Consider the following 9,313-nt stretch of genomic DNA (forward strand, 5'->3'; position numbering starts at 1 on the left):
AATAAAAAGTGCTATAATCAATACTTTTTCGTTTATAAATTCCATTAGATACCTTCTTAGAGTTATTTAAAACAAACGTAATACCTTATTTTACCATATGTTAATTTTTGAAGTAATCTGTCCTTTACTTGGATAAAAAACAAAAGAGCAATTCTTTCTTCTTCAAGGATTGCAATCGTTGAACAATATCCTGAAAATAACTTAAATAAGCTTTAAGGTTATTACAATGGATAACCCGACTATTGCTCCAATATCTATCGCAAAACTCTTATTCTCTTTTCTTTTTTGAAATACAGTTATCAGCTTCCCAAGTATTACTAAAACAATAGATGTAATTATTACTGTACTACTAAAAGCTGCAGTGAATGTGACATCAGACATAAAAACAATTATTGTTGGGATAACAATCAATAATACAGCACTTAAATACAAGAACAATTTGAACTTATCCATCTTCATAATAAATTACCTCCTCTTATTTATCTAAACAACTTATAATTCTTCTTCAACTCTTCTGCCCTTTACTTTAGGGTACAATCCTTCACAATCTCTAATTATTTTAACATAAATATCCAATTTAACTGCCGAGTCTTATTCCATTATCTGGCCCTTTTCATGAAGAAAGACGCTTTCCTTATTTCAGAAAACCGCCCGATTGTGGAATATCATTATTTGTTATTTCAGGTGTATTGATTTTCAATTCCTGTCACTTTCAATCTTATTTAAACTTCTAAAGACTAACTAAACTCCAAACTGTTTTAAATGATGGTCAAGGTGCTTGTAAATTCCTTTTCCCCATTGTTCGGTAGTAAGTTTACCGAAAAAAGGATGTGGATGGATCGTACACTTCTCTGGACCATTATTTTGGAAGGTTATAATTTTTTGTTTTAATTTTTTCTTTTCTGTTTCAAATTCTTTTTCTTCTACTATCAAAATGGTTGGAATTGTAGACATATTTTGGGCTAATGGCTTATCGTTGTAAAAGATTGGTTTCACAAAGCCTCCTATTAATCTCCCTAACCAATCTCTCGCAGGAAAGGAATTTCCCATTGCAATATCTTGAAAAAATGAGCAATGTGCTAGCATTTGGGCAACACTCATTTTGCCCCATTGCTGTTTTGCATTTGAATTTAATTTGTCAATACGGTTTAAAATTTCCTCTGAATACAATGGATTAAAAATATTTTTCAATTGTACACCTCTCTTTACAAATTTCCTTTACATCAAGAAAGAATGCAATCATTCCCTTAAATTAAGTATTAGATCCTAAAAGTAAACTAGCAGGTTTTATTGCCGGGACTAGATGATTCAAAATTCAAAAGAATCTTACGAAAGAGGGCATTATTTTTTGAAAAAGCCCGAAAACAGAGGCAGAAGGGTTTTTCCGTTAACCATGTGGTCTTGGCCTGCAAGTTGTACAAACTTTGCGTTTGGAATTGCCTTCGCTAGTTGGCGGCCGACATCATGCATTGAGGATGGACTTTTCTCGCCAACGATGATTTGTGTTGGTACGGAAACTCGAGTAGCTCGTTCAACAGGAGGCATGTCCTGAGTTAGAGCAATATCATAAGCAAGGGTTGGAGCTAGTGCTTTCATAGTTCTCCAGCCGGGCAATAGAGGCAATAGCAAAACAAATACTTTTGGCATCCCAATACCTTTCAAAAAGGTGCTCATTGCTTCTGCATTTTTCCCTTTATCGAGAAGTTTGTTTATTTTTTGGCTTAATTGATTGTATTCGACCTTTTTTTCCTCGTCACGTACATATGGAGCATCATACATAATTACTTTTTGCACTTTGCTGCCAAGTTGAAGTGCAGCCTCAAGTGCTAATACGGCACCCGAAGAATGGCCATACAAATACGCCGTGCCGCCTGCTGAATCAATCATGGCTTCGATATCCTCGATTTCACGTTCCATTGTATAAGGCAGTGTGTTTTCGCTATTGCCGCGTCCACGTCGATCGTAATTGTAAACAGTGAATTCAGTGGCAAATATTTTGGCATCTTGCACTATCGGCTTAAATGAGCGGTGGCAGCTCGCTCCCGTTATGTAAATAAGAGCTGGACCATTACCGTAGACATCGTACGCTAAAGTTGTACCGTCCTTTGACTGGGTTGTTTTCATATATATCTCCTTTTTCTCGAAAAATGTATGAATCTTACTCCGCTACATCCAACAACATGTTAATAAATATACTGCCGATACATACATTAAATACCATAAACATTAATTTCTCCACCATCAATAAATTTCCTGCTGTCATTCAACAATCTGGCCCTTAAATGAAAATCGAGCGCTATCCCTGTTTCAGGAAAGCCACCGATTGATGAAAATCATTCGTTTGTATTTTCATGTAATAATTTAACTCGTCTAACGACACTTAACTCTTTTCCCACTCCATTAAAAATTCTTCCTGGGAAGTCTGTTCATCTAATGTTTCTTCTTTTATTACAAAGCCATTTTTCAAATAGAAATCCACGGCTTTTTTATTTCTCTTGTACACTTTTAATTGTATATTTCCCCTTTGTCTTTTTATAAAATCTAACAATCCCTTTCCATATCCCCCACCTTGATGCTTAACATCAATAAATAATGCAGCCAAATAATTATCCATCATCGATACGAAGCCGACAACATCTTTTTCATTACTTACTACATAGGTTTCAGACATTGGGATATACTTTTCTTCCATCTCCGTTTGCTGTGATTTCCAATAATTTTTATCAATAAAGTCGTGTGCTATTAAAGAACCTTCATACCATATTTCTACTAATTTATTGACTTCTGTATTTTTGTTTGATCTAATATTCATCTTATCGCCCCTATAAATCTTATTGCTTTATTCAATTAACTGGCCCTATAAAGATTCTTCAACTAAACTGAACAATAATTGAGTATGTATAAAGCGATATGCTTGTGCTGTAATCGCGCGGAAGATCAATAAAAAGCAATATTAAATAAAAGCACCTAGTTAGTTGAAGAACTTACAGATTTGGTGTTATTTCCTTACAGGTTCTAATTTCATCATTGCTCCAAAGTATTGTGAAGCAGTAGTAAAAGAAATAAATGCACAAAGTTCACTTATTTCTTCCTCGGTCAAGCATTCCTGCAAAACTTTAAAAACTGAATTTGGAATATCACCCTTTTGCTTTAAAAACACCTCCGTAAACGCAACCGAAATAGAAGTTTTTTCATCAAACTTCTCAAGCTCAGGTTTCCCTTTCGCTTTACAATACTCACACCCATTACTTTGGGCTAATGTTCTTCTCACTTGTTCTTTTAACTCAAAAGAGAGCCGCCCTTCTTTTTCTAATACATTTCCTATGGAACGAAAATATACTATCCAAGTTGTGTCGGTAAAACTACTTGAATCTCCTTAGCGTTTGAGAAACCAGCCTTTATCTTCTATTTATTGTGTACTAACAATAAAGTTGTTTAACTTTTGGTGCCATTGCTGAATAACACTTCGTAGATGTAACAATAAATTCGTTTAAAAATCTAAGTTTTATTCCACAATCGGGCCCCGATTGTGGAAGATCATTTTATATTGCCTTATTGAAGAAAGCTACCCGTTACTTCCATATAAACTGGTTCCACGTAAAATGATATGAGACCTACAAAAACCAAAATGAATTGGATTATAACTCCAACTATGCTACAAATCATTCCAGACGTTGCAATCCCACTACCATCCTCATTTGTTTTTTCAATTTCTTTCTTTGCTTTTACTGAGAAGATCATTCCAATAATCCCAAGCAGTATTCCCATAATAGGTATCAAAATTGAAAGAATACCCAGAGTTAAAGCTACCACCGCTTTACTATTTGTTTTTGCTTTTTCTCCCATTTAAATCTCCCTCACCTTATTAGTTCAACCATAAAAACCAATTTTTTAATTATACTCTTCTGCCTTGTTAGCACAAAAAGAAGTGCGCTGACCTTGTTAAATCAACGTACCGTTACTTAAACAAGGATTTATCTTCTATTATCTAAATATCCTATACATTCTTTTTCGCTATGATTGGTTTTCTCCGTTGTCATATCTTGATAGGTATTTTCAGCAATCAAGGTTTTTTTCTCACAAAACTGCACAACCTTTTTTCCTCTTTTTTTTACACCATATAAATATTCCAACTGAGGTTCATCTTTAAAAACCACCATATAATGACCATGATAGACACTGTTGTTGATTCCATGTTTAGGCTGTATATATGATTGTTTAATGATGTCATCGTCGGTGTACCCCGATTTTTCCAAATGAGCAGGAATATATTTATTAACAATATATTTTTCATAAGGATTTCCATTGTTAAGAAAATAAATCGTAACAATGGGAACCAACACAATTCCTATAAAAATAATACTTAAGATTATGATGAATAACTTTTTGTTTGTAAATAAACCCACAATCTCACCGCTTTCTTTGTTGAATTAACCTGCCAATTTAAGTACACCCTTTCACAAACTAGAATTTAACATCCTAATTTGCTGTTCTGTGACGATATACATTCAGTGTAATTGCATTTAATATGATAGTTACGATGAGAAGAATGGCTGAAGCGAAAGCCACAGCATACATTGTGTCCATAAGAGCACCCCAATCTTCAACCGTTACCTTATGATAGGTATAAAAAATCTGGAAGCATAGCGAAATACTGCAAGCACTGATGCTTATAATGGATAGAGCAATCCAATTGTTATTATCCTGTTTTTTATCTCTCGTTAGATTAACAATAGGAAGTATCCAAGCAATTAGTCCAAGCACTAGACTTCCAAGATTAAGTAAATCAAACATATCCCCAATCTCCCTTTTGAACTTTTTGTTTTTTGGGTTCTTGTTAAGATTCTGCCATTTATCCACAATAGGAGCTCCCGCAGCGACAACTCCTTATTGAATATTCGCTCCAGTTTGCACCAAAAGTAAACTATGCCATTAGATAGTCAAACATAATACCAATAAGGATTATCCCAACACCAATCATAAAATGAACCTTTTTTTCATTCACTTTTGTTTTTTCTAAAATAGTGAAAATGATACCAATTAAACCGATAAAAACAGTACTACTAATGAAATAAGAGGTACTCACAAGAGAGAGGTTTGGAGAGGTTTGGAAACTTTTGAACGAGTCCCGATATAACTCCTAAAACCCCCAATAGCAGAGGAATTCTTATTTTCCAATACATTCAACACAACCATCTTTCTTTTTCTAGTTCACCATAAAAAATCCGATATCCTTGTGAAACATAACTGCTCCGTTAGTAGCGATAGAAACTGTTTATTTGGAGTCCCCGGTATGATAGCCAGAGCCAGTGACCTTTATTTAAGAATGGATCCGTGGCTCATAGTCATGCCAGTAGAGACTCCATGTAAAGTGACAAAGTGCCTATACTTACTACCAGTGTAGTCTTTATCAATATATGAAAATAATTTTGTAATCTCGTTTTTGCTAAATAAAGCACTACACTACATTTAAGTACATCATTTCACTATCAGATTTATTTTCACTTCTCATTAAGCTGATAACATAGTTGAACTACACCAGAGGAAAAGCTTTTTGTTTCAACCAGTTCTAGATTTACCCTTTGCTTAATGTCAATAAACAGGGGTTTTCCTTCTCCCAAAATAATAGGGTGAACAGATAATCTAAATTCATCTACAAGCCCTAAGTTTATAAAGGTTGTAATTAGACTTGCTCCACCATAGAGCCAAATGTCTTTACCAGGCTTATTCTTTAATTTGATTATTTCTTCCTCCATATTTTCATTTATAAATGTAACGTTATTTTCCGACTTCTTTTGTGTTTTTGAAAACACGTATTTCTCTTTACTGTGGACCAATCCCCAAATTTCTTTTTCTGTATCAGAAACTTTAGTATCAGGTTTATACTGACCCCATAAATCATAACTTTTTCTTCCATATAAAACAGTATCTATTTGATTTAAGAAATAATTGAAGTCCATATCGGGATCCATTATACACCAGTCTACCTCCCCTTTTGGTCCTTCAATAAATCCATCTAACGTAACTGCTAAATCTAAAAGTATTTTTCTTGGTCTCTGGTACTTAACCATAATTCATCCTCCTTAAATTAGCCAACAGTGAAACATTCCCTTCTTGGACTAATCTGCTCCGTTAGAGCGCAATAAGCCAAAGGAGCTGCGTTAGACAGCTCCCACTCTTTCGCTCAAACACCCGTTACTTGAATAAGGAATATGTTGTACAATTCCAATGTTTAGCACCGGTTTTTCTTTTTCCGGCCTCCACCACTTGGATAGGTGTGACGAAGGAATGAGAGGGCATTGACCCGTTGAGACATGGGAGCGAAAACCTCCAGGGGTGGCGTGGAGAATACGTACAGTACATGGTGATTAATGGAATATCACTTATATCCCCTATTTACACATGCCTTCATGTAGCCAAAAGAATTAACTCTTATTCCGTTAATCCGCTACTGTACTTACAAGTGGTTTGAAATCCAGCGAATAAGCGAGTATTCGTGAGATAAAACAGTCTTACTGAGGGAGCGCAATAAGCAAAAAGAGCTGCCATTAAAACAGCTCCAGTTATTGTGCTAAAGCTATCGTTAATTAAAGAAGTAACTAATATAAAATAGAGCTAATTTAAATATAACGGATAAGTAATAATCCCCATAATAATAGAAGCTATTAAAACTCCTATACTAATTGAAAAGAAAGCAATTCTAAAAGGAATAAAAAACAATATTGCTGCTAAACATGCACTATATGCACCTGTTGTTGGAAATGGTATTGCTGTAAATAAAACTAAACCCATTGCTCCGTATTTTTCAACTTTATGACTTTTCCCCATCGTTCGTTTATAAATCCACCCATAAAATTTTTCATAAGAATTAAATCTCATTAAGAATTTACTTACTGGTTTAAAGAACACTAATATTGGAGCGATAGGAAGTAAGTTACCTAAGATACTAAAAAATAGTGCTGACTGAAAGGATAAGCCTAAAAATACACCAGAAGGAAGCCCACCCCTTATCTCAATAATTGGCATTGCAGAGATAATAAGAATAATGGCTTCAGGAGGTAAAAAACTTAAATTTTCAATAAGAAACCCTTGAATACTATCTTTAATATCTTCCAAAATAGAAATTCCCCTTTAATGGTATTGAAAATCATGTCCTTATTCAATTTTAACATCTAAGGCTTATAATTTGGTTATATTATGGAAATTATTTCTTAAACTCTTCTGACCGTTAACTTATGTACATTCTTTCACAGAGTCACCTAAAAATGCAGGTATTTAGTGCACAATAATTGTAAATTAAGAAAAGACGATCACTTTGAATGCAATCGTCTCTTAGATGGTTAATCTATTACCAGTATCATTGTGCAACAAATGACTAAGTTTTGCTAGTTGTTCTTCTTAAACATAAGTCCCCGATCATTTAAGACATCTATTTTTGAGCAATCGGAATTTTAAATATTATTTACGCAAAATCTTCTCCATCGCTTTTCCCTTTGCTAACTCATCTATCAGCTTGTCCAAATAGCGAATTTCCTGCATAGTTGGTTCTTCAATGTCTTCCACTCGGACACCGCAGACCACACCTTTGATCAAATTCCGTGAAGAATTCAGTTGGGGAGCTTCCGCATAGAAGGTCTCAAAGTCTGTCTGTTTTTCCAGTTGCGCTTCTAACTCTTGCTGGTTATACCCTGTCAACCAACGGATAATTTCATCGACTTCTGTTTTCTCACGTCCTTTTTTCTCTGCCTTCGTAACATAATGGGGATAGACACTTGCAACACTCATTGTATAGATCTTGTGTTTGGTCATGATACATCCTTCCTTTCTGTATATTCAGTTATGTAGTTTTTGGAGGCTTCCTGCCATCCAGTGTATGAGCGATTGTCTTGTTAAACAATCGCGCCCTTTTACTTCAAGAACTTTTTTATTTTTTATCTCTTATTTCTTCTAAAACTTCTATAACACGTTTGTTTTGATTTTCAATAGATTTTAACCTTTTCTCGATGATACTCGATGAAAAAAACACAATAAGTACAATAGCTATTCCAGTGGTTATTTCCAATTTTATTCCCCCAATATTTATTCCAGTAAACTGCCTCGTTTGTTAAATTAGAAAAAACAGCATCCCTTGTTAAAGGAATGCTCCTATCTTAATCTTTCTTTTCATTTAGTTCTCTTAGATGTTTTATTATTTCTTTATTCTGGTTCACCTGTTTCTCCGAATTTAACATGATGAGTCTAATCCATCTAATGACCAAAGCAAGTAAAATAATAGGTATTAAATATAAAAAAAACCCTATACCGATTCCCAATTATGTATCCCCCTAATAACCCTTTTCCAATTATTATCATATAGGTATTTGTTAAAGTAAACTGCCTCTTTAGTTGAAGAACGATAAAGAAAAAAGGCTGCCGCAGCACCCATTTTATTCTTCAACTCTTGCACCCTTTAGTTGAACAAGAACAACTAAAAGTCTTGTCCAACGATAATTTTCCAGTCTTCATCTTGTTTTTGGATTGGGAATGTAAGTTCATTTATGTTCCCATCAGAAGAGATTTCAACAGTAGCCTCAAATTCAGTTTCACTAATTTCCTTAATCTCTACTATTTTTGTATCAGTAATTTCTTCCTCAATATTTGAATACTGTTTCTTTTGTTCCTCTTTATTAGGAAACCTTAAATCATCAGTGTATTTTACCATAGCTGATATATCCTTGGACTCTAAAGCCTCTAGATAACTATTTACAAGCCCAGTGACTTTCTCATCATTTGTTAAACTTGCTTCCGATGAACAGCCAGATAAAATTATTAATATTAAAACTACCAAAACCATTAACTTTCTCATTCTAAACATCTCCTTATAATATTCTGCTATGTAAAATTGTACCATAACTCCCCTTCGATTAACCCGCAACAATTATTTGACAGAAAAAAAGCATTACCGATGTTCCAGTAATACTACCTCATAGGGATTGTTAAACTTATTAAAATCAGTTTTATTAGTTGTGTAACAATGGCTTGAATTCCGACCTATGTTTAATTATCCGCTCCAATGCGAAAAAGGACTCGGAGAGTAATCCAAGCCCTTAAAGATTTGTTGTTAAAGATAAGCCTCCGTTTGTTTAAGAATAATCCTTCACAAACTTTTAAATGGAAATGCAGAATCTTCAAGGGGCTTTTTCAGCAATTTCTGAACCAACTTCATTTTCCAAATCCCGAATCCTAACAAAGCTCCCAGCATATTAAGGATGAAATCATCAATATCAAAACTTCCTCTTCTTGTAACTAATTGTATTACTTCAATAACGAATAA

At 34.2% G+C, this 9,313-nt stretch carries 14 protein-coding genes and 1 pseudogene; all 15 read right to left on the bottom strand.

Features of this window, described 5'->3' with window-relative positions; translation table 11 throughout:
* Nucleotides 1-201: 201 nt before the first annotated feature.
* On the bottom strand, nt 202-459 hold the full coding sequence (locus PQ474_RS25075; protein WP_273848307.1) for a histidine kinase: 258 nt from the start codon (nt 457-459) through the stop codon (nt 202-204).
* Nucleotides 460-741: 282 nt separating this feature from the next.
* The gene (locus PQ474_RS25080; protein WP_273848308.1) at nt 742-1,191 is read right to left on the bottom strand and encodes a DUF1569 domain-containing protein; all 450 of its coding nucleotides are present in this window, start codon (nt 1,189-1,191) and stop codon (nt 742-744) included.
* A 150-nt stretch (nt 1,192-1,341) separates the two neighbouring features.
* A complete protein-coding gene (locus tag PQ474_RS25085; protein ID WP_273848309.1) occupies nt 1,342-2,124 on the bottom strand; it encodes an alpha/beta fold hydrolase in 783 nt (260 codons plus the stop codon).
* Nucleotides 2,125-2,380: 256 nt separating this feature from the next.
* Nucleotides 2,381-2,812: an N-acetyltransferase gene (locus PQ474_RS25090; RefSeq protein ID WP_273848310.1), complete on the bottom strand. Its 432-nt coding sequence runs from the start codon at nt 2,810-2,812 to the stop codon at nt 2,381-2,383.
* Between the two features lie 186 nt (nt 2,813-2,998).
* A pseudogene (locus tag PQ474_RS25095) lies at nt 2,999-3,325 on the bottom strand (carboxymuconolactone decarboxylase family protein); the annotation flags it as partial.
* 227 nt (nt 3,326-3,552) lie between these two features.
* Nucleotides 3,553-3,846 carry a DUF4190 domain-containing protein gene (locus tag PQ474_RS25100; protein WP_273848311.1) on the bottom strand — a complete coding sequence of 98 codons (294 nt, stop codon included), beginning with the start codon at nt 3,844-3,846 and terminating at the stop codon, nt 3,553-3,555.
* Between the two features lie 128 nt (nt 3,847-3,974).
* A complete protein-coding gene (locus PQ474_RS25105; protein ID WP_273848312.1) occupies nt 3,975-4,406 on the bottom strand; it encodes a DUF3139 domain-containing protein in 432 nt (143 codons plus the stop codon).
* A 73-nt stretch (nt 4,407-4,479) separates the two neighbouring features.
* Nucleotides 4,480-4,794: a hypothetical protein gene (locus tag PQ474_RS25110; protein ID WP_273848319.1), complete on the bottom strand. Its 315-nt coding sequence runs from the start codon at nt 4,792-4,794 to the stop codon at nt 4,480-4,482.
* 707 nt (nt 4,795-5,501) lie between these two features.
* On the bottom strand, nt 5,502-6,071 hold the full coding sequence (locus PQ474_RS25115; RefSeq protein ID WP_273848313.1) for a dihydrofolate reductase family protein: 570 nt from the start codon (nt 6,069-6,071) through the stop codon (nt 5,502-5,504).
* Between the two features lie 544 nt (nt 6,072-6,615).
* Nucleotides 6,616-7,116, bottom strand: coding sequence for a COG2426 family protein (locus PQ474_RS25120; RefSeq protein WP_273848314.1), 501 nt, complete (start codon nt 7,114-7,116; stop codon nt 6,616-6,618).
* Nucleotides 7,117-7,458: 342 nt separating this feature from the next.
* Nucleotides 7,459-7,809, bottom strand: coding sequence for a DUF2200 domain-containing protein (locus PQ474_RS25125; protein WP_273848315.1), 351 nt, complete (start codon nt 7,807-7,809; stop codon nt 7,459-7,461).
* Between the two features lie 115 nt (nt 7,810-7,924).
* On the bottom strand, nt 7,925-8,062 hold the full coding sequence (locus tag PQ474_RS25130; RefSeq protein WP_273848316.1) for a hypothetical protein: 138 nt from the start codon (nt 8,060-8,062) through the stop codon (nt 7,925-7,927).
* Between the two features lie 88 nt (nt 8,063-8,150).
* The gene (locus PQ474_RS25135) at nt 8,151-8,312 is read right to left on the bottom strand and encodes a hypothetical protein (protein WP_273848317.1); all 162 of its coding nucleotides are present in this window, start codon (nt 8,310-8,312) and stop codon (nt 8,151-8,153) included.
* A gap of 155 nt (nt 8,313-8,467) precedes the next feature.
* The gene (locus PQ474_RS25140) at nt 8,468-8,845 is read right to left on the bottom strand and encodes a hypothetical protein (RefSeq protein WP_273848318.1); all 378 of its coding nucleotides are present in this window, start codon (nt 8,843-8,845) and stop codon (nt 8,468-8,470) included.
* Between the two features lie 291 nt (nt 8,846-9,136).
* Nucleotides 9,137-9,313 (bottom strand): VanZ family protein (locus tag PQ474_RS25145; RefSeq protein WP_273848320.1); only part of this gene is annotated, 177 nt, incomplete at its 5' end.

This window comes from Halalkalibacter alkalisediminis (genome assembly GCF_028610705.1).
Taxonomy (GTDB): Bacteria; Bacillota; Bacilli; order Bacillales; family Bacillaceae_D; genus Halalkalibacter; species Halalkalibacter alkalisediminis.

Bases quoted from the DNA above. Each gene is read 5' to 3' on its own strand.
- PQ474_RS25075 (WP_273848307.1), bottom strand. From the start codon at position 459: ATGAAGATGGATAAGTTCAAATTGTTCTTGTATTTAAGTGCTGTATTA.
- PQ474_RS25085 (WP_273848309.1), bottom strand. From the start codon at position 2,124: ATGAAAACAACCCAGTCAAAGGACGGTACAACTTTAGCGTACGATGTC.
- PQ474_RS25090 (WP_273848310.1), bottom strand. From the start codon at position 2,812: ATGAATATTAGATCAAACAAAAATACAGAAGTCAATAAATTAGTAGAA.
- PQ474_RS25100 (WP_273848311.1), bottom strand. From the start codon at position 3,846: ATGGGAGAAAAAGCAAAAACAAATAGTAAAGCGGTGGTAGCTTTAACT.
- PQ474_RS25110 (WP_273848319.1), bottom strand. From the start codon at position 4,794: ATGTTTGATTTACTTAATCTTGGAAGTCTAGTGCTTGGACTAATTGCT.
- PQ474_RS25115 (WP_273848313.1), bottom strand. From the start codon at position 6,071: ATGGTTAAGTACCAGAGACCAAGAAAAATACTTTTAGATTTAGCAGTT.
- PQ474_RS25125 (WP_273848315.1), bottom strand. From the start codon at position 7,809: ATGACCAAACACAAGATCTATACAATGAGTGTTGCAAGTGTCTATCCC.
- PQ474_RS25140 (WP_273848318.1), bottom strand. From the start codon at position 8,845: ATGAGAAAGTTAATGGTTTTGGTAGTTTTAATATTAATAATTTTATCT.